General features: G+C 69.5%; 16 protein-coding genes. 7 read left to right on the forward strand and 9 right to left on the reverse strand.

Annotated features, from left to right (window positions below):
- Window positions 1–121: 121 nt before the first annotated feature.
- Both AC5LXX_RS06025 and AC5LXX_RS06030 read left to right on the forward strand, forming a co-directional pair.
- Window positions 122–763, forward strand: coding sequence for an NAD(P)-dependent oxidoreductase (locus tag AC5LXX_RS06025; RefSeq protein WP_493410796.1), 642 nt, complete (start codon window positions 122–124; stop codon window positions 761–763).
- 251 nt (window positions 764–1014) lie between these two features.
- Window positions 1015–1485, forward strand: a complete 471-nt coding sequence (locus tag AC5LXX_RS06030; protein WP_006484401.1) for an Lrp/AsnC family transcriptional regulator — start codon at window positions 1015–1017, stop codon at window positions 1483–1485.
- 6 nt (window positions 1486–1491) lie between these two features.
- Here AC5LXX_RS06030 and AC5LXX_RS06035 read toward each other — a convergent pair whose 3' ends face one another.
- From AC5LXX_RS06035 to AC5LXX_RS06045, 3 genes are read right to left on the reverse strand one after another with little or no spacing between them, the layout of a single operon-like run.
- Window positions 1492–2265, reverse strand: a complete 774-nt coding sequence (locus tag AC5LXX_RS06035) for an ABC transporter ATP-binding protein (RefSeq protein ID WP_493410797.1) — start codon at window positions 2263–2265, stop codon at window positions 1492–1494.
- 4 nt (window positions 2266–2269) lie between these two features.
- Window positions 2270–3958 carry an ABC transporter permease gene (locus AC5LXX_RS06040; protein ID WP_493410798.1) on the reverse strand — a complete coding sequence of 563 codons (1689 nt, stop codon included), beginning with the start codon at window positions 3956–3958 and terminating at the stop codon, window positions 2270–2272.
- A complete protein-coding gene (locus AC5LXX_RS06045; protein WP_493410799.1) occupies window positions 3948–4991 on the reverse strand; it encodes a Fe(3+) ABC transporter substrate-binding protein in 1044 nt (347 codons plus the stop codon). The genes AC5LXX_RS06040 and AC5LXX_RS06045 overlap by 11 nt, the downstream gene beginning before the upstream one ends.
- Before the next feature lie 205 nt (window positions 4992–5196).
- Here AC5LXX_RS06045 and AC5LXX_RS06050 point away from each other — a divergent pair, with 205 nt between their 5' ends.
- Entirely contained in the window at window positions 5197–5358 is a 162-nt protein-coding gene (locus AC5LXX_RS06050) for a hypothetical protein (RefSeq protein ID WP_009688068.1), read from the forward strand.
- Window positions 5359–5505: 147 nt separating this feature from the next.
- On the opposite strand, the gene AC5LXX_RS06055 is transcribed toward AC5LXX_RS06050, so the two are convergent.
- Both AC5LXX_RS06055 and AC5LXX_RS06060 read right to left on the reverse strand, forming a co-directional pair.
- Window positions 5506–6873: an amino acid permease gene (locus tag AC5LXX_RS06055; protein WP_493410800.1), complete on the reverse strand. Its 1368-nt coding sequence runs from the start codon at window positions 6871–6873 to the stop codon at window positions 5506–5508.
- 291 nt (window positions 6874–7164) lie between these two features.
- Complete coding sequence (locus AC5LXX_RS06060; protein ID WP_493410801.1) at window positions 7165–9456, reverse strand: FUSC family protein; 2292 nt, start codon at window positions 9454–9456, stop codon at window positions 7165–7167.
- 181 nt (window positions 9457–9637) lie between these two features.
- Here AC5LXX_RS06060 and recC point away from each other — a divergent pair, with 181 nt between their 5' ends.
- The 4 genes from recC to arfB are packed head-to-tail and all read left to right on the forward strand — an operon-like array spanning window position 9638 to window position 19402.
- Complete coding sequence (recC, locus tag AC5LXX_RS06065) at window positions 9638–12976, forward strand: exodeoxyribonuclease V subunit gamma (protein WP_493410802.1); 3339 nt, start codon at window positions 9638–9640, stop codon at window positions 12974–12976.
- Complete coding sequence (gene recB, locus AC5LXX_RS06070; RefSeq protein WP_493410803.1) at window positions 12973–16677, forward strand: exodeoxyribonuclease V subunit beta; 3705 nt, start codon at window positions 12973–12975, stop codon at window positions 16675–16677. The genes recC and recB overlap by 4 nt, the downstream gene beginning before the upstream one ends.
- Window positions 16674–19001, forward strand: coding sequence for an AAA family ATPase (locus tag AC5LXX_RS06075; RefSeq protein WP_493410804.1), 2328 nt, complete (start codon window positions 16674–16676; stop codon window positions 18999–19001). Before recB ends, AC5LXX_RS06075 begins: the two co-directional genes overlap by 4 nt.
- Window positions 18998–19402: an alternative ribosome rescue aminoacyl-tRNA hydrolase ArfB gene (gene arfB, locus AC5LXX_RS06080; RefSeq protein WP_124454076.1), complete on the forward strand. Its 405-nt coding sequence runs from the start codon at window positions 18998–19000 to the stop codon at window positions 19400–19402. The genes AC5LXX_RS06075 and arfB overlap by 4 nt, the downstream gene beginning before the upstream one ends.
- Before the next feature lie 51 nt (window positions 19403–19453).
- Here the strand turns inward: arfB and AC5LXX_RS06085 are convergent, their stop codons facing one another.
- The 4 genes from AC5LXX_RS06085 to AC5LXX_RS06100 form a co-directional block, all read right to left on the reverse strand.
- A complete protein-coding gene (locus tag AC5LXX_RS06085; RefSeq protein WP_493410805.1) occupies window positions 19454–20734 on the reverse strand; it encodes a sensor domain-containing phosphodiesterase in 1281 nt (426 codons plus the stop codon).
- A 210-nt stretch (window positions 20735–20944) separates the two neighbouring features.
- Window positions 20945–21871 (reverse strand): DMT family transporter, encoded by a 927-nt coding sequence (locus AC5LXX_RS06090; RefSeq protein ID WP_493410806.1) that lies wholly within the window; start codon window positions 21869–21871, stop codon window positions 20945–20947.
- 142 nt (window positions 21872–22013) lie between these two features.
- Complete coding sequence (locus AC5LXX_RS06095; protein ID WP_322084339.1) at window positions 22014–22265, reverse strand: hypothetical protein; 252 nt, start codon at window positions 22263–22265, stop codon at window positions 22014–22016.
- A gap of 194 nt (window positions 22266–22459) precedes the next feature.
- Window positions 22460–22672 carry a YMGG-like glycine zipper-containing protein gene (locus tag AC5LXX_RS06100; RefSeq protein WP_124454068.1) on the reverse strand — a complete coding sequence of 71 codons (213 nt, stop codon included), beginning with the start codon at window positions 22670–22672 and terminating at the stop codon, window positions 22460–22462.
- Between the last annotated feature and the right edge of the window lie 178 nt (window positions 22673–22850).

Below are 22850 nucleotides of genomic sequence, written 5' to 3' on the forward strand. Positions count from 1 at the left end.
GCAAGGCAGGAAGCCGGACGGCGCGCGGCGCGGTGTCCGGTGCAACGGGGGCTTCGCCCCGTTTTTTTCGGTCTTATGTGTAATTAATTGTGTTACATATTTTTCTTACTGGAGAATCGTCATGACGCAACGTTCCTTGAATATCGCGCTGTTCGGCGCCACCGGCATGATCGGCTCGCGCATCGCGGCGGAAGCCGTGCGACGCGGCCATCGCGTGACCGCGCTGTCGCGCCATCCGGGCGCATCGGGCGACGGCATCACCGCGAAGGCGGCCGACCTGTTCGACGCGGCCAGCATCGCGGCCGCGCTGCCGGGCCACGACGTCGTCGCAAGCGCGTACGGCCCGAAGCAGGACGACGCGGCGAAGGTCGTCGCGGCTGCGAAGGCGCTGGTCGCCGGCACGCGCCAGGCCGGCCTGAAGCGTCTCGTCGTGGTCGGCGGCGCCGGCTCGCTCGAAGTCGCGCCGGGCAAGCAGCTCGTCGACACCGAAGGTTTCCCGGACGCGTACAAGGCGGTCGCGCTCGCGCACCGCGACGCGTTCGACTACCTGGAGACGGTCGCCGATCTCGACTGGACCTTCTTCGCGCCGGCTGCGCTGATCGCGCCGGGCGAGCGCACGGGCACGTTCCGCACGGGCGTGGGCAAGCTGATCGTGGACGCGCAGGGCAACAGCAAGATCTCGGCAGAAGACTATGCAGTCGCGTTCGTCGACGCGCTCGAGCAGGACAGCTTCGTGCGCGAGATCGCGACGGTCGCGTATTGAGCGGCGCGACGGCCGGCGGCGCATGCGCGCCGGCCCGGCCGGAACGCTGCCGGCAGGCTGCAGCGCGCAGCGATTTCAGGCGACTCCACCTTGACGGGCGGAGTCGCCTGTTTCGTTTGGCGACGAAAGGTTGGCGGCGGAATCGTTCAGGATTGGTATTTATACCGGTCGACGCACGGAAGCCGTTTTCATATTGTTCCCCGTTGTGCAAGATGAATAGAATAAATTTCTATCTACGAGGGACTGGAGAAATGGACGCCATCGATCGCAAGCTGCTGGAACTGCTGCAGGCGGATGCCACACTGCCGATCGCGGAACTGGCGCAGCGCGTGAACCTGTCGCAGACGCCATGCTGGAAGCGCGTGCAGCGGCTCAAGGAAACCGGCGCGATTCGCGCGCAGGTTGCGCTGTGCGATCCGCGCAAGCTCGGCGTCGGCACGACCGTGTTCGTCGCGATCCGCACGAACCAGCACACCGAGGAATGGGCGCAGCGCTTCACGCAGGCCGTGCGCGACATGCCGGAAGTGGTCGAGGTCTACCGGATGAGCGGCGAGACCGATTACCTGCTGCGCGTCGTGGTGGCCGGCATCGACGACTACGACCGCGTCTACAAGCAGCTGATTCGCACGGTGCCGCTGTTCGACGTCAGTTCGTCGTTCGCGATGGAGCAGATCAAGTATTCGACCGCGCTGCCCGTGCGCGATCTTGCCGAGCCGGCGTAGCCTGCTTCAGCGGCCGCGCGCCAGGGCGCGCGCGCGTTCGTCGGCCAGCGCGTCGCGGCGCACGAAATCCGCGACGAATGCGCTCGCCGGATGATGGTGCAGCGCGTACGGCGTGTCCCATTGCGCGAGCCGGCCGTCCTTCATCACGCCGATCCGGTCGGCGATCGCGAACGCTTCGGCCTGGTTGTGCGTGACGAGGATCGCGGTGTGGCCCGTCCGCTTCAGGATGTCGCGCAGCTCGAACGCGAGCCGCTCGCGCGTATCGACGTCGAGATTCGAGAACGGCTCGTCGAGCAGCAGCAGCTCCGGCGACGGCGCGAGCGCACGGGCGAGCGCGACGCGTTGCTGCTGGCCGCCCGACAACTCGTGCGGATAGGCGCCGCCGGCATCGGCGAGGCCGACGAGGTCGAGCATTTCGGCGACCCGCATGCGCCGTTCGGCCTTCGGCATGCGCCGCAAGCCGAACGCGACGTTGTCGGCCGCGCTGAGGTGCGGGAACAGCGCGTAGTCCTGGAACATCATGCCGATGCGCCGCCGCTCCGGCGGCACGTCGAGCGACGGCGCCGCGACGGGCGCGCCGTCCAGCACGATGCGCCCCATGCGCACGGGTTCGAAGCCCGCGATCGCACGCAGGACGGTCGTCTTGCCGCAGCCCGACGCACCGAGCAGGCAGCCGATGTCACCGCGCGGCAGCGCGAGGCTCAGCCCGTCGACCACCATGCGGCGGCCGTGCGGCGTGTCGTAGGCGACGCAGAGATCATCGAGTTCAAGCAGGTTCACGGGTTCAGGCTCCGATCTTGTGACGGGTGCGGGCGAGCAGGATCACGGGCACGAGCCCGGCCAGCACGATCGCGAGCGCGGCGACCGCGCCTTCTTCGTAGGTGCCGCGTGCAGCTTCCGCATACAGCCAGGTCGCGAGCGTGTCGAAATTCAGCGGACGCAGCAGCAGCGTGGCCGGCAATTCCTTCATCGCGTCGACGAACACCAGCAGCGCGCTCGTCGTGAGCGCGGGCCGCAGCAGCGGCAGGTGGACGCGGCGCAGCGTGCCGCCGGCCGTCTCGCCGAGCGAGCGCGCCGCGTGTTCGAGCGACGGCGGGATGCGCGCGAGGCCGGCCTCGATGCTGCCGGCCGGGATCGCGAGAAAGCGCACGGTGTACGCGATCACGAGCGCGGCGACCGAGCCCATCAGCAGCAGCCCGTCGCGGCCGAGCGCCGCGCCGAACAGCCGGTCGGCCGCCGCGAACGGGATCAGCAGGCCGATCGCGAGCACGGTGCCCGGCACCGCATAGCCGAGGCTCGCGATCCGCGCACACAGGCGGGCAGGGCCCGCACGGGCGCTGTCGCGTTGCGCGCGAGCGGCCCACGCGACGACGAGCCCGCACGCGAGCGTCGCGGCCGTGGCGGCGGTAGCGATCGTCAGCGTGTTCGCGAGCCCCGTCATCAACTGGTCGGACACGCCGCCGACGAGATGCAGCCGCTTGCCGGTCTCGACCGCGAGGTACGCGGCCGGTGCGCCGAAGCCGAGCAGCACGGGCAGCCAGCCGAGCGCGGCGGCGCCGAGCGCGGCCGCGCCGGTGAGACGACGCGGCGAGACCGGCCGCATGCGCCGGCCGTGCGCGTAGCGCTGGCGGCGGCGCCCGTAGCGTTCGAGTGCGATCATGCCGACGACGATCGCGAGCATCGCCAGCGCGATCTGCGCGGCGCCGGCGAGGTCGGAGCGCGTGATCCACGTCGTGTAGACGGACACGGTCAGCGTCTGTACGCCGAGGAATTCCGACGCGCCGATGTCGTTCAGCGTTTCGAGCAGCGCGAGGCTCACGCCGACCGCGATCGCGGGCCGCGCGAGCGGCACGACGACGCGCCAGAACGTCGCGATGCGTCCCGCGCCGAGCGTGCGCGCGGCTTCGAGCAGGCTCGCGGACTGCGTGACGAACATCGCGCGCGTGCTGAGGTACACGTACGGATACAGCACGAAGCCGAGCACGAAGATCGCGCCGGGCAGCGAGCGCAGGTCGGGCAGGCGGAACTGGCGAGGGCTGTCGAAGCCGAGCAACCAGCGGATCGTGCCCTGGACGGGGCCGATCGGGTGCAGCAGGTCGAGATACGCGAATGCGACGATGTAGGTGGGCACCGCGAGCGGCAGCAGCAGTGCCCACGTCAGCATCCGGCGGCCGGGGAAATCGTACGCGGTGACGAGCCACGCGCAGCCGGTGCCGACGATCGACACGATCGCGCCGACCCCCGCGAGCAGCAGCAGCGTATTGACGAGCGCCTGCGGCAGCACGAATGCGGCGAGATGGCGCCAGTGCGCGAGATCGGCATCGAGCGCGGCGGCCACGAGCACCGCGAGCGGCGCCGCGACCGCCGCGGCGATCACCAGCGCCGCGAGCAGCCACAGGCTGCCCGCGCGCGGCCGCAGGCGCGGCCGGGATGGCTCGCGGCATGCGCCGGCCGGCGACGCGTCAGTTGTCAAAGCCGACCTTGTCGACGAGCTGGCTGGCCTGCTGGCGATGCTTCGCGATGTCGACCAGCGGCAGCGGATCGACCTTCAGCGTACCGAAGCTCGCGATCACCGGATCGAGCTTGACGTTCGCGCGCACCGGGTATTCGTAGTTCGCCTGCGCATACAGCGCCTGCGCTTCCGGCGACACGAGGTATTCGAGCAGCTTCACTGCGTTGGCCTTGTGCGGCGCGTGCTTCGCGACCGTCGCGCCGCTGATGTTCACGTGCGTGCCGCCGCTCTTCGCGTTCGCGAACGTCGGGCGCACGACCTTGATCGCGTCGCCCCACTTGCGCGCGTCGCTGCCGGCTTCCGCGTTCTTCATGTGACCGACGTAGTACGCGTTCGCGAGGCCGACGTCGCAGATGCCGCCGAGGATGTCGCGTGCGACATCGCGGTCGCCGCCCGTCGCCTTGCGCGCGAGGTTCGCCTTCACGCCGCGCAGCCACTTCTCGGTCGCGGCTTCGCCGTCGTGCGCGATCATCGCCGCGACCAGCGCCGTGTTGTACGGATGCTGGCCCGAGCGGATGCAGACCTTGCCCTTCCATTTCGGATCGGCGAGATCTTCATAGCGGAACGCGTCGACCTTCAGGTCCTTTTCGACATACAGCACGCGGTCGCGCAGCGACAGCGCATACCAGTCGCCGTTCGTGCCGCGCAGGTTCGCGGGAATCGCGTCGTCGAGCGCCTTCGAGCGCACCGGCTGCGTGAGCCCGCCGTCGACGAGATCGAGCAGGTTGCCGACGTCGACCGTCATCAGCACGTCGGCCGGCGACTGCGCGCCTTCCGCCTTCACGCGCTCGAGCAGGCCGTCCTTCACGAACACCGTGTTGACCTTGACGCCGCTCTGCTTCGTGAATGCATCGATGAGCGGCTGGATCAGCTTGGGTTCGCGGGTGGTGTACAGGCTCACTTCCTCGGCTGCCTGGGCAAGCGGCGCGAAAGCGGCCGCAGCCAGGGCGAGGGCGCCGGCGAGCGGCAGCAGGCGGGTGCGCGGATTCGACATGGAGACTCCGGTGGGACAGGTGGACGAAGAAAATATTACAAAATGAAAGACTTCGGATTCTAGATCGAAATGGGAATGATTACCAACTGAAAGCTCGCGGAAAGCGGCGGGATCGATGAAGGCGGGGATCGGAAACGGCGCGTCGCAGCGGCGGCGCAAGCGCGTAGAATGCCCGCTTCGATGAATTTGACGAGACGCACCGACCATGAACGATCAGCGCAAGAAGAACCCTGTCCGCAACGTGAGCATCCTGATCGTCGTCGCCGTGCTGCTCGTGATCGGGACGATCCTGTACAACGCGATTTCGCAGAAGCGCGCGTACGACGAAGCCCATCCGGCCGAGGCCGCGAGCGCGGCATCGCACTGACGTGTCGGTGCGCGGCCCGGCCGGGCCGCGTGCGCGGGGCATGAGAAGGGAGGCCATCCGCGGCTTCCGGCGCGGTTGACGCCGCGCGGAGCCGGGGCAGCAGCGGGCGCCGATGAAGGCGCGCCGCGTATTCAGGTCAGCCGTGCGTCAACGTGACGCAGGTGCGAATTTCGGGCGGATCCGTGTGTAGAACACGGCCGCGAGCAGCGCGAGCCACGCCGCGCCGACATACAGCGCGACGCGCGTATCCTCGAACCAGCCGAGCATCACGATCACGAAACCCATGAACGCGATCGTCAGCGCCGGCGCGACCGGCCACAGCGGCACCTTGAACTTCAGTGCGGCGACTTCGGCGCTCGACAGGCGGCGACGCATCGCGACCTGCGACAGCAGGATCATCAGCCAGACCCACACGGTCGCGAACGTCGCGATCGCGGCGACCACCAGGAACACATCCTTCGGCATCAGGTAGTTCAGCACCACGCCGACGAGCAGCGCGCCGGCCATCACGAGCACCGTGACCCACGGCACGCCGTGCCGCGACGTCGTCGTCAACACGCGCGGTGCCTGGCCCTGTCGTGCCATCCCGAACATCATCCGGCCCGCGCCGAAGATATCGCTGTTGATCGCCGAGATCGCCGCGCTGATCACGACCAGGTTGAGGATCGTCGCGGCCGACTTCACGCCGAGCGCCGAGAAGATCTGCACGAACGGGCTGCCGTCGCTGCCGACGCCCGTCCACGGGCTGATCGACATCAGCACGACCATCGTCAGCACATAGAACAGCAGGATGCGCGCGGGCACCGCGTTGATCGCGCGCGGAATCACGCGTTCCGGGTCCTTCGCCTCGCCGGCGCTCATTCCGATCACCTCGATCCCGCCGTACGCGAAGATCACGACCGACAGCGACGCGATCAGCCCGCCAATGCCGTTCGGCAGGAAACCGCCGTGGTTCCACAGGTTCGCGAACGTCGGGACATCGGCCGAATGGCCGAAGTGCATGCCGGCCAGCAGGATCGCGACGCCGCCGCCGATCATCGCGACGATCGCGCCGACCTTGATGATCGACAGCCAGAATTCGAGCTCGCCGAACACCTTGACGTGGCACAGGTTCAGCCCGCAGATGACCGCGACGACGCCGAGCACCCAGATCCATTGCGGGACATCCGGAAACCAGAAGCCCATGTAGATGCCGAACGCGGTGATGTCGGCGATCGCGACGATCACCATTTCGAGCGTGTAGGTCCAGCCGGTGACGAAGCCCGCGAACGGGCCGAGGTTTTCGGTCGCGTAGTGGCCGAACGAGCCGGCGACGGGTTCGCGCACGGCCATCTCGCCGAGCGCACGCATCACCATGTAGACAGCCGCGCCGCCCAGGATGTACGCCAGGATCACGGCCGGGCCCGCGAGCTGGATCGCGGACGCCGAACCGTAGAACAGGCCCGTGCCGATCGCCGAGCCGAGCGCGAGAAAGCGGATGTGCCGCGCGCTCAGGTGGCGCTGCAAGTTTTTCATCGAGTCTCCGATATCGTTATGCGACGAACCTGGCGAGCGAAGCCGGTTCGACTGCGTCAAGTTGTCTATACAACTTGAATGTGAACGAATGATAACAAGCCAGGCCCGGTGACCGGAATCGGGTATTCCCTGACTGGCGCGGCGAGCGGAATGGGACATGGGGCGGTCGCGCGATACTGGCGCGGGCCGCATGGAGCAGGCAGGTCATGCTTCGGGGATCGTTGAATCGCGGTGCGCCGGTGGCCGATCCGCGGCATGCGCGGGCCGGGCCACCAGCGCGGACATTCGGGTTCAGGCGGGCAGGCGGATCACGCTCGCATCCTTGCGGATCAGCAGCGACGACGCGAGCATCTGCTTGCACTGGTGCGCGAGCACCTTCAGGTCGTGCGTGAGCTCGGCGCCGACCGCATCGGATTTTTCCGCGGACACGACCATGGCGTCGAGATCGCGCGTGATCTGCTTCGATGCGTCGATCTGGTCGGCAGGCGGCGGCTCGCCGGCTTCGGCCTTCTCGAGATTGTCGAGTACGGCGGCAAGGCCGCGCTGCAGCGCGTCGTCGTGCAGGATGCCGCCATCGGCCGCGCACGCGGTGCGGATCAGCGGTGCGGCGGCCGTGATCTGCGCGCCGAGCACGTGCGTCTGCACGAGCAGATCGTTCAGTTCGGGCACGAAGTGCTGGTGCGCCTTCGGCTCGATCATCATGCGCTGGAACGCCTGCCCGAGGTTCGCGAACGCGATGTGCACGTCCTTGCGGGCGAGGCGGTAGCGATAGTCGTCGTCGAGGCTCGCGGCCGGCGACTCGACCACGGCCGCCACGCCCGGGACGACGGCCGCGCCGTCGGCGGCCGGGACCGGCGGCGGCGACATGCCGCGCCCGGCGCGCCACACGGCCTCGAAATACTTGCGAGTGGACGTCAGCATGTCGGTCACGAGCTTGCCCATCAGCCGGTATTCCCAGTACGGGAACAGCCGGCTCGCGGCGATCGCGATCATGCAGCCGACCACCGTGTCGATCGCACGCTCGCCGATGATCCGCATGCTGCCCGGTGCGAGCAGATGGAACATCAGAAGCACGTATGACGACGTGAAGACCACGCTCGCCGCGTAGTTGAACAGCAGCAGGCTGTAGCTCATCACCATCGACCCGAACATGATCGCGATCAGCAGGTGCGTATCCTTGACCGTGTAGATCAGCGCGACGCTCGCCGCGCAGCCGATCAGCGTGCCGACGATACGCGCCGCGTTGCGCTGCTTGGTCAGCGAATAGCCGGGCTTCAGGATGATGATGGTCGTCATCACGATCCAGTACGCGTTCGTGAGCGGCAGCAGGCGGCCGATCCAGAAGCCGACCGCCACCGCGATCGTCACGCGCAGCGCGTGGCGAAAGCTCGGCGAGCGCATGTTCAGGTTCGAGAAGATCAGCAGCGGCGACATCCGGCGGCGCTGCAGGAAGCGCGTGAGCGCCTTGTCGATCTTCAGTTCGGTTTGCTGCGGATCGGCGTGGCCCGACAGGTTGCGGCGCATCCGGTCGATCAGGCGCGTCGCACTCCAGATGCGCCGGAACGTCGCGAGCACGGCCGCATACGCTTCCGCGTTGGTGGCCGCGAAGTTCTTCTTGCGCATCAGCTCGATCTCGTACTCGATCGCGCGCAGCTCGGCCTTCACGCTGATGTGCGAATGCGGCGCGCGGTTCTCGAGCACCGCGAGGCCGACCTCCTCGAGATCGGCCGCGGCCTTGCGGATCAGGTCGCGGTAGAAAATGATCAGATCCGAACCGCCGAACGTGTTGCGCACCAGCGGGTAATCGGTGTGCGCGCCGACGAACAGCTCGTGCAGGTCGACGCTGTTGATGAACAGGTTGTACATCGCCGTGCGGCCGGGATCGAGCTTGCCGCGCCGCAGTTTCGGCAGGTTGCGCAGCACGATGTCGCGCGCGGTCTCCTGCGTTTCGACCGCGGTGATCTGCCGGGCGACCAGATTGCGGTAGCACTCGTCGAGATCGGCGTCGAGATCGTAGAACTGCGCGCGTGCGAGCAGGTAGTCGGCACAGGCGAACAGGCTCTCGGCCAGCGCCTGCTGCTCGATCCGGCGTGCCTGCCATTGCGACACGAGCGTGGCCCAGTACGTGTACCAGAGGCCGCCCGCGAGAATCCAGCCGGCGTTGATGAACGCCTGCAGCGGCGTGAACTTCTCCTCGAGCGTCATCACCATCATGAACAGCGTCGCGAAGCTGATCTGCGGCCAGCGGTTGCCGTAGACGACGATCAGCGACAACACGAACGTGAGCGGCACGATCGTGAGCCACAGCGCGAAGATGTTCGGGGTGGCGAGGCCGGTGGCGAGCGCGGCCAGGAAGCCGATCACGCTGCACGCGAGCATTTCGTTGTGCTTGTACTTGAGCGGGCCCGGCATGTCGACGACGCAGGCGCCGAGCGCGCCCGTCGAGATCGTGAAGCCGAGTTCGCGGTTGTGAAACACGATCAGGCACAGCACGGCCGGCAGCGAGACGCCGACCGCGATCCGCAGGCCGCCGAAAAAGTACTGGCTGTAGAAAAACTTTCTGATTTCGACCGAATAGCGCATCGATGGGCTGAATGACAGACGAAGACGCCCGGGGCGGCGTATTGACTGGCGACGAGTCTATCGTATTTCGTGGTCCGCAAAACCTGGCTTTCCGGCCGAGGTTCGCGGCGGCGGTCCATTTGCTATCCTTGGTGATCCTATTCGCCCGGTCCGGCCGGTGCGAGGTTCCGACGCCTGCTTCATGCTCCATCTCTTCTATTCGAATCGTCACGAAACGCTGGCCGACGCGCTGCTCGAGGATCTGGCCGCGTTCCCGGCCCGCAACGGCCCGTGGGCGCCGCAACAGGTCATCGTGCCGAGCGCGGCGCTGCGCCGTCGCCTCGAGCTCGACATCGCCGCGCGCAACGGCGTGTGCGCGAACGTCGAGTTCACGTATCTCGCGCAATGGCTGTGGGCGCAGATCGGCCGCGTGATGGCGGTCCCCAAGCGTTCGCCGTTCGCGCCCGACCGCCTCGTGTGGCGCTGCTACCGGCTGTTCGCGCAGGCGGCCGGCGGCGCGCCGTGGCTCGCGTCGCCGCGGCTGGCCGCGTATCTGTCCGCCTCCGACGATGCGATGCGCTACGAGCTCGCGCACCGCGTCGCGGCCGTGCTCGATCATTACCTGACCTATCGTCCCGAATGGCTGGCCGCGTGGCAGGCCGGCGAATCCGTGCTCGCGGGCGACGGCGCGCCGCGCGGGATCAGCGATGCCGCGCGCGACGACGAGCACTGGCAGGCCGCGCTGTGGCGCGCGCTGCTCGCCGAGCTGAGCGACAGCGGTACGCCGCCCGCGCACCGCTTCCTCGTCGAGGCGCGCCACCTCGATGCTGAAACGATCGCACGTGCGGACTGGCCGGAATCGGTCAGCGTGTTTGCGCTGCCGACGATGCCGCCGCTGCACGTCGCGCTGCTGCGCGAGCTGTCGCGCTGGATCGACGTGCGCGTCTATGCGCTGAATCCGTGCCGCGAATTCTGGTTCGACATCGTCACGGCCGCGCATGCCGAGGCGCTCGACGCGGCCGGGCGGCTCGATTACCAGGAAGTCGGGCATCCGCTGCTCGCCGAGTGGGGCAGGCAGACGCAGGCGCAGCTGCACATGCTGCACGAACTGACTGAAAGCGCCGCGTCGGGCGATGCGTCGCGCTTCGTCGAAAATCCCGGGTCCACCTGGCTCGCGCGCGTGCAGAACGCGATCCTCGAACTGCAGCCGGAGGCCGAAACCGGCGGCACGCCGGCCGAGCGCGGCATCGAGGTGCACGTGTGCCACAGCCTCGCGCGCCAGCTCGAGGTGCTGCACGACCGCCTGCTCGCGTGGTTCGACGCCGACGCGAGCCTGCAGCCGTCCGACGTGCTGGTCGCGGTGGCCGATCTTGCGGCGGCCGGGCCGTTGATCGATGCCGTGTTCGGCACGGCCGGTGCCGGCGGCGCGCGCGTGCCTTACCGGATCACCGGCCTGCCGCCGTCGCAGGCAAACCCGGTCGCCCGCGTGCTGCTCGACTGGCTCGCATTGCCGGAACGGCAGGTCGGCGCGCCGGAGCTGGTCGAGTGGCTGCGCGTCGACGCGGTGGCCGCGCGCTACGACATCGACGCGGCCGCGCTCGAGACGGTGCAGACCTGGCTCGCGGCCGCCGGCGCGCGGCGCGGACTGTCGCCGCTCGCAAGCGACGACGCGGCCGTGCCCGCGCCGCGCCACACGTTCTCCGATGCGCTCGCGCGGCTCTTTCTCGGCTATGCGATGCCGGAAGGCGCGGCGCCGATCGGCGCGTGGCTGCCGATCGAGGCGGCCACGGGCAGCGAGGCCGAACTGCTCGGCCGGCTTGCACGCTTTACCGACGATCTCGACGGCTTTGCGCGACGCCTGGCCGAATCGCACACGCCGGGCGGCTGGAGCGAACTGTTCGCGGACACGCTCGCGCGATTCTTCGATTCGGGCGCCGCGTATGCAGACGCGCTGGCCGGCGTGCGCGACGCGCTCGACGCGATGCTGGCCGCGATGACGGAGGGGGCGCCCGACGAAGCGCTGCCGGCTGCCGTCGTCCGCGCAGGGTTGGCCGCGGCGCTCGACGATCCGGCGCGCGGCGGCGTGCCGTGGGGCGGTGTCACGTTCTCGTCGCTGACGAGCCTGCGCGGGCTGCCGTATCGCGTCGTCTGCCTGCTCGGGATGGACGACGGCGTGCTGCCGAGCCTTGCGCGCGCGGACGAGTTCGACCTGATGGCCGTGTTGCCGAAGCTCGGCGACCGGCAGCGCCGCGACGACGAGCGCAACCTGTTTCTCGACCTGCTGCTCGCCGCACGCGACCGGCTGCTGATCGCCTATACGGGGCGCAGCATTCGCGACAACGCGCCGTTGCCGCCCGCCGCGCTCGTCGACGAATTGCTCGATCATCTGGCGATCGTCACGGCCGGCCCCGACGCTGCACCCGATGAGGTCGACGCCGCGCGGCGCGCGTTCATCGTCGAGCATCCGCTGCAACCGTTCGCGGCCGCGTATTTCCAGCCGGGCAGCGCGCTCGTGTCCTATGACGCCGAGCGGGCGACGCTTGCGTCGCTGCTCGCCGCCGAAGCGTCGCGTGACGGTCCGCGCGAGTTGCCGTTCTTCGCGCAACCGCTGCCGCCCGAACCGGTCGAGCCCGTCGCGTTCAGCGAATTCGAACGTTTCTGGCGTCATCCGGCGCGCGCGTTGCTGCGCGGCAGGCTCGGCATCGTGCTTGCCGATGCGCAGGCCGAACTGCTCGATACCGAGCCGTTCTCGCTCGACTTCGCCGGCAGCGATGCGCTCGCCGAGCGCGTGTTGCCGCTGTTGATCGAATCGGACGAGGGCGGCGTGCACGATCATGCGCTGCGCATTGCCGACGCGAGCCCCGAACTGCCGGGCGGTGCGACGGGCGCGGTGTGGCGCGACCAGGCGCTCGGCTCGATGACGCAGCTTGCGTCGAGCGTCCGCCGCGCGCTGGCCGACGGCATCGAGCGGCGGCAGTTCTCGCTCACGGTCGCACCGGCATGGCCCGATACCGAGCAGGCGTTGTTCGGCACCGACGACGCGATGCTGTCGGCCGACGCGGTAAGCGCACCGCTCGAACTGCACGGCACGCTGAACCGGTTGACGCCGGCCGGTCAGATCATCTATCGCTATGCACGGCCGAGTGCGCGCGACTATCTGTCCGCGTGGCTCGCGCATCTCGTCTATTGCGCGGTCGAGCCCGACGGCCCGCGCCGAACGCTGTGGTTGGGCAGCGGCGGTGCGTTCGAACTGACGCCCGTCGTGGCGCCGCTGGAGCGGCTCGCGCCGCTTGCCGCGCTGTTTCGTGCGGGGCGGCGCATGCCGCTGCGGTTCTTTCCGCGCAGCGCGTGGGCGAGGGTGTCCGACGGCGAGGCCAAGGCTGCGAGTGTCTGGATCAACGAGCGCGTCGTGAGCGAAGCCGACGATCCGGCCATCGCGATCGCGTGGCGCGGTGCGCACCCGTCGCTCGACGAGCCGTTCGGCACACTCGCGCGGCTCGTGTTCGAACCGCTCGTCGAGCATCTGAAGGAGGTCGCATGAGCGCCGTGTCGCAGCCGCAGCAGGCGCTCGAACTCGACGTGTTCGCGTGTCCGCTCGACGGCGTCAACCAGATCGAGGCGTCGGCCGGCACCGGCAAGACCTGGAACATCTGCGCGCTGTATGTACGCCTGCTGCTCGAGAAGGATCTCGGCGCGGACGAAATTCTCGTCGTGACCTTCACGAAGGCGGCGACTGCCGAGCTGCACGAGCGGATTCGCAGCCGGCTCGCGCAGCTTGCGCATGCACTTGACACGGGTGACGACGGCGGCGATCCGTTCATCGCACGCCTGCTCGAGACCACGCTCGGCGCTGCCGGTGCGCTCGATCCCGAGACGGCCGCGAAGCGGATCCGGCGTGCGCTGCGCGCGTTCGACCAGGCCGCGATCCATACGATCCACGCGTTCTGCCAGCGTGCGCTGCAGGAAGCGCCGTTCGCGGCCGCGATGCCGTTCGCGTTCGACATGGAGGCCGACGATGCATCGCTGCGCTTCGAACTCGCGGCGGATTTCTGGCGCACGCGCGTCGAGCCGGCGGCCGCACGCTGGCCGGGTTTCGCGACCTGGCTCGTCGAATCGGGCGCCGGCCCGGCCGCGCTCGATGCGCAGCTCGCGCGCCGGCTGAAGAAGCCGCTCGCCGCACTGCGCTGGGACGGCGTGACCGAGCCGGACGAGTCGGCCGAGGCCGCCGCGGCCGAATGCTTCGCCGAGGCGGCGCGGCTGTGGGCGGCCGAGCGCGATGCAATCGATGCGTTGCTGCGTACCGCACAGCCCGCGCTCAACCAGCGCTCGCACAAGCCCGACGCGCTCGCCGATGCGCTGGCCGCATGGGCCGCGCATTTCGCACAGGGCGATGCGACGGCCGCGCTGCCGAAAGCGGCCTTGAAGCTCACGCAGTCCGCGCTGGTGAAGGCGACGAAGAAAGGCGGCGCGACGCCCGAGCACGCGTTCTTCGATGTCGCCGACGCGCTCGAAGCCGCGGTGGCCGCCGCCGAGGCCGCGCAGCGCGCGCGCTGGCTCGCGCTGATCGCCGACTGGCTCGACGTGGCGCCGGGCGAGCTGGCCGAGCGCAAGCGCACGCGGCGTGTCGTGTCGTTCGACGACTTGCTCGCAAACCTGTATCACGCGCTGCATGCGCATCCGTGGCTCGCCGAGACGCTGCGCGCGCGCTATCCGGCAGCACTGATCGACGAGTTCCAGGACACCGACCCGCTGCAGTTCGCGATCTTCGACCGGATCTTCGCGCCGGGCGGCCCGCTGTTCCTCGTCGGCGATCCGAAGCAGGCGATCTACAGCTTCCGCGCGGCCGATCTGCATACCTATCTCGCGGCGCGCGCGCGGGCGAGCGCGTGCTACACGCTCGCGGTCAACCAGCGCTCGACGCCCGCGATCGTCGAGGCGTGCAACCGGTTCTTCATGTCGAATCCGCGTGCCTTCGTGCTCGACGGGCTCGACTATTACGCGGTGCGCGCCGGCACGCGCGTGCGCGCGACGTTCGTCGACGAAACCGATCCGGGCCCGGCCGGTGACTTCCGGGTCTGGGCGCTGCCGGGCGGCGAAGGCACGTTGCTCAAGCGCGATGCACAGGCACAGGCCGCCCAGGCCTGCGCCGCCGAGATCGCGCGACTGATGCGCGGCGCGCGCGAAGGGCACGTGCGGCTCGGCGAGTCGCCGCTGTCGCCGGGCGACATCGCAGTGCTCGTGCAGACACACCGGCAGGGCAGTCTCGTGAAGCGCGTGCTCGCCACGTGGGGCATCGGCAGCGTCGAGCTGGCGCAGGCGTCGGTGTTCTCGACCGGCGACGCCGAGCAGCTCGAGCGCGTGCTGGCGGCGATCGATGCGCCGGGCGACTTGCGGCGTCTGCGCGCGGCGCTCGCGTCCGACTGGTTCGGCCTCGATGCCGGTGCACTGTGGCGGATGGAGCAGGGCGACGGCGACGCACGAAGCGAAGCATCCGACAGCACCGACGCGATGAGCTGGGTCGAGCGCTTCTCGCGATATCGGCTGCTGTGGCGCGAGCGCGGTTTTGCGGTGATGTGGCGCACGTTCATGCGCGAGCTGCGGATCGCCGAGCGGCTGATGGCCGGTGCGGACGGCGAGCGCCGCGTGACCGACATCAACCATCTGGCCGAACTGACGCAGGCGCGCGCGTCCGCGCAGCCGGGCATCGCGCCGACGCTGCGCTGGCTTGCCGCGCAACGGCTCGACGGTGGCGGCGAGGAAGCGCAGTTGCGGCTCGAATCCGATCGCAACCTCGTGCAGATCGTGACCGTGCACAAGTCGAAGGGGCTGGAATACGCAATCGTGTTCTGTCCGTTCCTGAACGATGGCGGATTGCGCGAACCGCCTTCGTCCGCGCTGCCCGATGCGCGCGAGTATCACGACGAAGCGGGCGATGCCGTGCTGCATTACGGATGTGACGACGAAGCGGCCGCGCACGCGGCGCGGCAGGCGTTGCGCGAGCAGGCCGCGGAACGCGCGCGGCTCGTCTACGTGGCGCTCACGCGCGCAGTCTACCGTTGCTATGTCGTGGCCGGGCCGTACGTGTCGTCGCGCTCGACGCGTGAAGCGCGGCGCAGCGTGCTCAACTGGCTCGTCGCCGGTGCCGGCCAGTCATTCGATGCGTGGCTAGACGAACCGCCCGACGAAGCGGCGCTCGATACGGCGTGGCAGGCGCTCGCGGGCGGCCCCGTGAGCGTCGCGCCGCTGCCGGCGCCTGCGCGCCGCGAGCGTCTCGCGGCCGGGCACGATACGTCGCAGACGCTCGCGGCGCGTCATGCGACGCGCGTGCTGCGCGACGCGTGGCGGATGGCGAGCTTCAGCTCGCTGACCGCGTCGATGGCGCGCGAGGAGGCAGGCGTCGCGGCTGTCCCCGACGACGAGCTGCGGCCCGATCACGACGCGCTTGCCGAGGTGACGCCGGACGGCGAATGGATCTTCGCCGAGCTGGCCGTTGCCGAACCGCCGGACGACGACATCCTCGTGTTCCCGCGCGGCGCGGCAGCCGGCGAATGCCTGCACCGGCTGTTCGAGCTCAGCCGCTTCACGGAGCGCGAGTCGTGGCACAAGGCCGCGCTCGGCGCGCTGCACGACCGGCCGGTCGAGGCGGCACCCGAGCTCGCCACGCGGTTGCCGGCGATGATGGCGCAACTGGTCGACGACGTCGTGCACACCGAGCTCGTGCCGGGCATGCGGCTCGTGGATCTCGATCCGGCGAAGCGGCTCGACGAAATGGGTTTCCTGTTCCCGGCGCCGTCGCTCGACCTGATGGCGCTGCGCCGCTTGCTGGTCGCACACGGCTATCCGGACGTTGCACTGGAGGCGGGCATGCTCGCCGGTTTCATCAAGGGTTTCATCGACATGATCGTCGAACACGACGGCCGCTTCTGGATCGTCGACTGGAAGTCGAACCATCTCGGCACGACGCCGGATGCCTACGGCCCGCGTGCGCTCGACGTCGCGATGGCCGATCACGCGTATCACCTGCAGGCGCTGCTCTACACGGTCGCGCTGCATCGCTACCTGCGCGCGCGGCTGCCCGACTACGACTACGACACGCACATCGCGGGCTACCTGTACCTGTTCGTGCGCGGCGTGCGGCCCGACTGGCGCAGCGGCGGCGAGCCGTCCGGCGTGCATGCACGCCGGCCCACACGTGCGCTCGTCGATGCCCTCGACCGGATGATGGAAGGGGGCCGCGCATGAAAGCACCGGAAGATTCGCTCGAATTTACCGGCGGCCTCGTCGCGCGGCTGCCCGAGCCGGCCGATTTCGGCATCGCGCTTGCGGAGGGCTTCGCGCGTCGCATCGGCGACCTTGCGCGGCGCGCCGGCGCACCGTCCGCAGCGGCGCGCTGGGCGGCACGCGCCGCGTTCGCGACGAGCCGTGCGACGGCCGGCGGCCACGTCTGCGTCGCGCTCGGCGCGCTCGCGCAGCGCTACGAAGCACCGCTCGACGAGGTGCGCGCCGCGCTCGCCGCGAGCGGTGTCGTCGCGTTCGGCACGCTTGCGCGCGGCGACGAGCGGCCGCTGATCGTCGACCGGCACGACCACCTGTATCTGTCGCGCTATTTCGATTACGAACGGCGGCTCGCCGATGCGCTCGTCGCGCAGGCCGGTGTGGCCGTGCCGGACGAAGGCCTGTCGCCCGACCGGCTGCGCGACAACCTGGCGCGCTACTTCGGGCCGGCCACCGGTGAAGTCGACTGGCAGCGCGTGGCGGCGATCGTCGCATTGACCGGCCGCGTGACGATCGTCAGCGGCGGCCCCGGCACGGGCAAGACGACGACCGTCGTCGGCGTGCTGGCCTGTCTGCTCGACGCGCACCCGGGGCTGCGCATCGCGCTGGCCGCACCGACGGGCAAGGCCGCGCAGCGGATGCAGGAAGCGCTGCATGCGCGGGCCGGCGACCTGCCGCCCGAGCTGGCGGCGCGCCTGCCCGACACGTCGTATACGCTGCATCGGCTGCTGGGCGGCGGCGGGGCGGCCGGCTTCCGCCATCATCGCGACAATCCGCTGCCGTACGACCTGATCGTCGTCGACGAGGCGTCGATGATCGACGTCGCGCTCGCCGCGCACCTGCTCGACGCGCTTGCGCCGGGCGCGCGGCTCGTGCTGCTCGGCGACAAGGATCAACTGGCCGCGGTCGAAGCGGGCGCCGTGTTCGCGGAGCTGAGCGCGCGGCCTGCCTTTACGGCCGCGGCGCGCACGCGCATCGCGCAGGCGCTCGGCATCGACGAGGCGGCGTTCGTCGCGGCGTTGCCGGTGCCGGACGAAGCGGCAGCCGCAGCGAGTCCGGCTTCTGCTTCGGCACCGGCCCCGGCGTCGCCTTCGGCATCGGCTTCCGTTTCGCGCAAACCGGCGCTCCGACCGAAGGCCGATCCGCGACAGGCGTCGCTCTTCGACGACGAACCGCAGGATGACGAAGTTTCGTCGGCCGGCATCGCGTCGGCACTACCCGTTGCGCCGGTGCCGGCCGATACCGGCGATACCGGCGATACCGGCACCGCGGGCGACACGCCCGCATGGATCGAAGCCGACGAACTCGCCTGGCTCGACGCCGTCGAACTGCCGCCGTTCGACGCGGGCGACGTGGCGCTTGCGTCGGTGACGGCGGCTGCATCGGCATCGATATCGAGCGGAGCAACCGCCGCCGCGTCCGCCGCCGCCGCGTCCACCGTCGCCGCGCCGGCCCCGCTCGCGGACTGTGTCGTCTGGCTCGAGCGCAATTACCGTTTCGGTCTCGATTCGCCGATCGGGCGGCTGTCGCTCGCGATCCGCAGCGGCGACGTGCAGGCCGCGCTCGATGCGCTGCCCGCCGACGACGCGGCCGCCGCGTCGTTCGTCGACGACGCGGGCGATACGCTTGCCGCGTCGACGGTCGAGCGGCTCGCGCGGCGGTTCGGCGCGTACCTCGACGCGTTGCGCGACGCGCTGGCCGCGCCGGTGCCCGATCCGCTGCCGCTGTTCGACGCGCTCAACCGGTTCCGGATCCTTTGCGCGACCCGCAACGGCTCGCGCGGCGCGGAGCACGTCAACGCGCTCGTGGCCGCCCACGTGCGGCACGCCGCGCGCGTGCCGCTCGCGGTCGGCGCGCACTGGTTCACCGGGCGGCCGATCATGGTGACGCGCAACGACTATGCGCTCGGGCTGTTCAATGGCGACATCGGCATCGCGTTGCCCGATGCGCACGGTGTGCTGCGCGTGTGGTTCAGGCGCGCGGACGGCACCGCGCGCGCGGTGTCGCCGGCTGCGCTGCCGCCGCACGAAACGGCGTTCGCGCTGACCGTCCACAAATCGCAGGGCTCGGAATTCGACGAAGCCGCGCTCGTGCTGCCGGCCGCGTTCAGCCGGGTGCTCACGCGCGAGCTGGTCTATACGGCCGTCACGCGTGCACGCACGCGGGTCCAGGTGATCGGGCCGAGGCGCGTACTGGCGCAGGCGGTCGCGACACGCACGCAGCGCGATTCGGGGCTCGCGGCGCGCGTCGACGAAGCGCTTGCACGACGCCGCACGGAGGTGTCGCGATGATGATCCGCTATACGCTCGATCCGGCGGAGGTCGAATGGACGGCCGTGCGCGCGCAGGGCGCGGGCGGGCAGAACGTGAACAAGGTGTCGAGCGCGATTCACCTGCGCTTCGACATCCGTGCGTCGTCGCTGCCGCCGGTCATCAAGGAGCGGCTCCTCGCGCTGTCCGACCAGCGCATCACGCGTGACGGCATCGTCGTGATCAAGTCGCAGGAATACCGCACGCAGGAGAAGAATCGCGAGGCCGCGCTGGCGCGGCTCGACACGCTGATCGGCAGCGTCGCGTTCACGCCGCGCGCACGCGTGGCGACGCGGCCGACGCGTGCGTCGAAGGAGCGGCGGCTCGAGCACAAGTCGCGCCGCAGCGTGGTGAAGTCCGGAAGAGGGAAGGTGACCGACTGACGCAGGAACGGCCGGCCGCCCGCGCAGGCCGACGTCCGCTGCTCGCGCTCGCTAGCGCATCACCGTGCCCGCGCTGTCGAGCACGAAGTCGACGCAGAACACGACGAGCCGGCTCTGCGCGCGGATCGCGACGGCGGCCGTATAGCAGTCGCGGCCTTCCGTCAGCGAGAAGTGCGGGCCCATCAGCGCGACGCGCCCGGGCGCGGCGATCGCGCGCTGGAAATACGGGCGCCGCGACCAGTTGCTGTGGGTTTCGGGGAACAGCGGCGCGAGGCGGGTAGCGCCCGCCTGGCCGTCGTCGGTGCGGGCGCCGATCGACGGCAGGAACTGCTCGCCGGTCTCGTCGGTGACGAACACGCGGCGCGCGGCCGGTACCGTGAACACGCGTTGCGCGGCGTCCTGCAGGTCGCCGCTCGCGGAAAACGCGGCCGCACCGGTGAGCACGAGCCGTTCGATCGCGTCGAAGCCGGGCTGTTCGGCGACGACCGGCGTATGCCGCTGGCCGATGAAGCGCCGCCACGCGGCATCGAGCATCGCGGGCGCGGCCGCGCTCGCGTGCGCGATCGACGCATCGGGCTGGCCGAACCGAAAACCCTGCACGAAATCGATATCGGCTTCCATCAGCGCCTGCAGCGCGTCGTCGCTTTCGACGCCTTCGGCCAGCACCATCGCGCCGGCCTGGTGCAGCATCGACACGAGGTGATGCATGATGCGGCGATCTTCGGCCGACCCGGTCGAGCGCTCGACGAGCGAACGGTCGAGCTTGACGATATCGGGCCGTGCGCGCCATACGCGGTCGAAATTCGAGAATCCGGTGCCGAAATCGTCGATCGCGATCAGGAAATCGCGATGCTGAATCATGTCGATCGTGCGGGCGAGCGCGGCTTCGTCGCGCGCCGGTTGCTCGATGACTTCCAGCACGATGCGGTTCGGCGGCAACGAGAAATGCCGGCACAGCGCCTCGACGAACTCGCGCTGCACGAGGCCCGTATCGAGCACGCGCGGCGTCACGTTCAGAAACAACCAGCCGTCGCCGATCCCTTGCGCGACGAAGTTGGCCGTGTGCAGGCAGCGCGCGAGCCGGTCGAGCAGCAGCGCGTCGGCGTCGCCGCGCGCCCGGTCGAACAGCGCGGCGGGCGACACCAGCGTGCCGTTCGCGTCGACGACGCGCAGCAGCGCTTCGTAGCCGACGACGCGCTTGTGCGTGATCGACAGCACGGGCTGGAACACGCTGCGCAGCGTCGTGGTGCGATAGGTGGCGAGCCAGCCGCCGGGCGTCGGCGTGAGGCGTTCGAGCAGGGAGTCGAGCGACAGGTCGCGGGCGGGCTTCATGTCAACGGTGCCCGGGGGCGAGCGGCGGGGCGGGAGCGAGCCGCCACGCCGATGCAGTCGCATGCGCAGGCGGACGCGAAAGAACGTGGAGCATCGAGGCCGCCTTCTGCGGATAAGTGTTTCGAGTGTAACGGGATTGCAGCGTCGCGCGTATCAGGGTAACTCCAGACGCAAACGGTATACGCGCGTCCGCGGCCTGCGCCCGGCTCCTCAGGCCGCTTCACCGCCGCGCGGCCGCAGGCCGGGAATCCGCTTGATCACGCCCGTTGCGAGCGCGGTGCCGACGAGTACGATCGCGCAACCTTCGATCATCACGGCCGACACGTGTTCGCCGAGGAACAGTGCCCCCCACAGCAGCCCGAACACGGGAATCACGAACGTGACGGTAATCGCGCGGGCGGGGCCGACATGCGCGATCAGGTGGAAGAAGATGAAGTACGCGACGCCCGTGCACGCGATGCCGAGGGCGAGTACCGCGCCCCATGCGTGTGCACTGACCGGCGCGGCCGGCCAGGTGGCGATCGCGAACGGCAGCAGCAGGACGGACGACCCGATCATGCTGCCGGCCGCGTTGACGAGCGGATCGACGCCGCCGAGCTTGCGCTTCGTGTAATTGGCCGCGATGCCGTACAGCAGCGTCGCGCCGAGCGCCGCGGCGGCAGCAAGCGCGGTCGCGCTGGCGCCCGTGTCGCCGTGCGCGTTCGCGATCTGGTTCCATACGAGCGTGAGCACGCCGGCAAAGCCGATCACGAGGCCGAGCGCGCGCGGCAGCGACAGCTTGTCCTTCAGCCACAGGTAGGCGACGAGCGCACCCCACAGTGGCGTCGTTGCATTGATCACCGACGTCAGGCCGGCCGACAGCGTCAGTTCGGCGAACGCGAACAGGCAGAACGGGATGCCCGAGTTCAGCGCGCCGACGACGAACAATGGCCACGCATGGCGGCGCAGCCGCGTGCCGAGGTCGGCGGGTTTGAAGCGCGTCAGCGCGAAGCCCGTGAGAAACAGCGCGCCGATGCCCACGCGCAACGCCATCAGCGGCGCGACGCCTAGATCGATCACGCCGATCCGGATGAACAGGAATGACGCGCCCCACAGGGCAGCAAGCACGGTCAGCAGGAAGGCGTTCTTGGGCGACATCGATCGTGAGGGCGGGGACGGGATGCGATGAATCTTACACCGCGTTACCGCGCCGTCGTTTCACGATCCGATGAAATGACAAGAAGCGGGAAAGTCGCCGGTGGCAGAGGCCGGGCGGCCGTCCGTCGGCGGCCGCGTCCGATCAGTGATGGTGGTGCCAGCCGCCGCGTCCGCCGAAGCCGAAATTGAGCGACAGCGCCGGTCCCCAATAACCTCCCCACGCGGGCGCATAGGCCGGCGCCGGGTAGTAGTAGGCGGGGGCCGGATCGACGTACACGGGTGCCGGCTGCACCGGCGCGGCCGTGTAATAGCCGCCAGGATAGTACCCGTACGGGTAGTAGCAGCCGGCGAGCGTCGTGCAGGCGAGCGCCGCTGCGACGAGGGTCCTGTTCATGATGTCTCTCCGGCGGAGCCGGCAATCGGCAGATGCTTAAGCTTAGGCCGCGCGCGGATGACACGGTGTGCGAAACGGTAACCGATCATTTCCGGGCCGCTGCCGGAGATATTGCGGCGCCGCATGCGAAAACGGCGCTTCCGCTTCGCGGAAACGCCGTCTGGACGAAGGTTGCGCCGGGTCCGGCCGGCCGCTTACTTGCCGACCTGGTTGCCGATGATGCCGCCGGCTGCCGCGCCGCCCAGCGTCGACAGCGCGTTGCCGCCGATCGCCGCGCCGGCGACGCCGCCGACACCCGCGCCGATTGCCGTGTCGCGCTGGCGCCTCGTCATCGAATCGCAGGCCGACAGGCTGGCCACCGTCGTGACGAGGAGCGCGCATACCCCAATACGCCGAATCGAAATCATGATCGTTGTCCTTGTGGTAGTGAACGGAGGACGCGCGACCGGCTGGCGGTCACGCATGTCCCCAATCTACGCGCCGCTCCGCGGTGCTGCTGTAAGGACTTGTTAAGGCTCGCGCGGTTTCGTAATCAATTGTTTCCCGTGCGTCGGCGGGCACGCGACATGCGCAAAAAAGCCCGCT

The organism is Burkholderia torrens (assembly GCF_984668525.1).

Excerpts from the sequence above, each read along its gene's own strand:
- AC5LXX_RS06025 (WP_493410796.1), top strand. The coding sequence starts at position 122 with ATGACGCAACGTTCCTTGAATATCGCGCTGTTCGGCGCCACCGGCATG.
- AC5LXX_RS06030 (WP_006484401.1), top strand. The coding sequence starts at position 1,015 with ATGGACGCCATCGATCGCAAGCTGCTGGAACTGCTGCAGGCGGATGCC.
- AC5LXX_RS06045 (WP_493410799.1), bottom strand. The coding sequence starts at position 4,991 with ATGTCGAATCCGCGCACCCGCCTGCTGCCGCTCGCCGGCGCCCTCGCC.
- AC5LXX_RS06050 (WP_009688068.1), top strand. The coding sequence starts at position 5,197 with ATGAACGATCAGCGCAAGAAGAACCCTGTCCGCAACGTGAGCATCCTG.
- AC5LXX_RS06055 (WP_493410800.1), bottom strand. The coding sequence starts at position 6,873 with ATGAAAAACTTGCAGCGCCACCTGAGCGCGCGGCACATCCGCTTTCTC.
- AC5LXX_RS06060 (WP_493410801.1), bottom strand. The coding sequence starts at position 9,456 with ATGCGCTATTCGGTCGAAATCAGAAAGTTTTTCTACAGCCAGTACTTT.
- recC (WP_493410802.1), top strand. The coding sequence starts at position 9,638 with ATGCTCCATCTCTTCTATTCGAATCGTCACGAAACGCTGGCCGACGCG.
- recB (WP_493410803.1), top strand. The coding sequence starts at position 12,973 with ATGAGCGCCGTGTCGCAGCCGCAGCAGGCGCTCGAACTCGACGTGTTC.
- AC5LXX_RS06075 (WP_493410804.1), top strand. The coding sequence starts at position 16,674 with ATGAAAGCACCGGAAGATTCGCTCGAATTTACCGGCGGCCTCGTCGCG.
- arfB (WP_124454076.1), top strand. The coding sequence starts at position 18,998 with ATGATGATCCGCTATACGCTCGATCCGGCGGAGGTCGAATGGACGGCC.
- AC5LXX_RS06085 (WP_493410805.1), bottom strand. The coding sequence starts at position 20,734 with ATGAAGCCCGCCCGCGACCTGTCGCTCGACTCCCTGCTCGAACGCCTC.
- AC5LXX_RS06090 (WP_493410806.1), bottom strand. The coding sequence starts at position 21,871 with ATGTCGCCCAAGAACGCCTTCCTGCTGACCGTGCTTGCTGCCCTGTGG.
- AC5LXX_RS06095 (WP_322084339.1), bottom strand. The coding sequence starts at position 22,265 with ATGAACAGGACCCTCGTCGCAGCGGCGCTCGCCTGCACGACGCTCGCC.
- AC5LXX_RS06100 (WP_124454068.1), bottom strand. The coding sequence starts at position 22,672 with ATGATTTCGATTCGGCGTATTGGGGTATGCGCGCTCCTCGTCACGACG.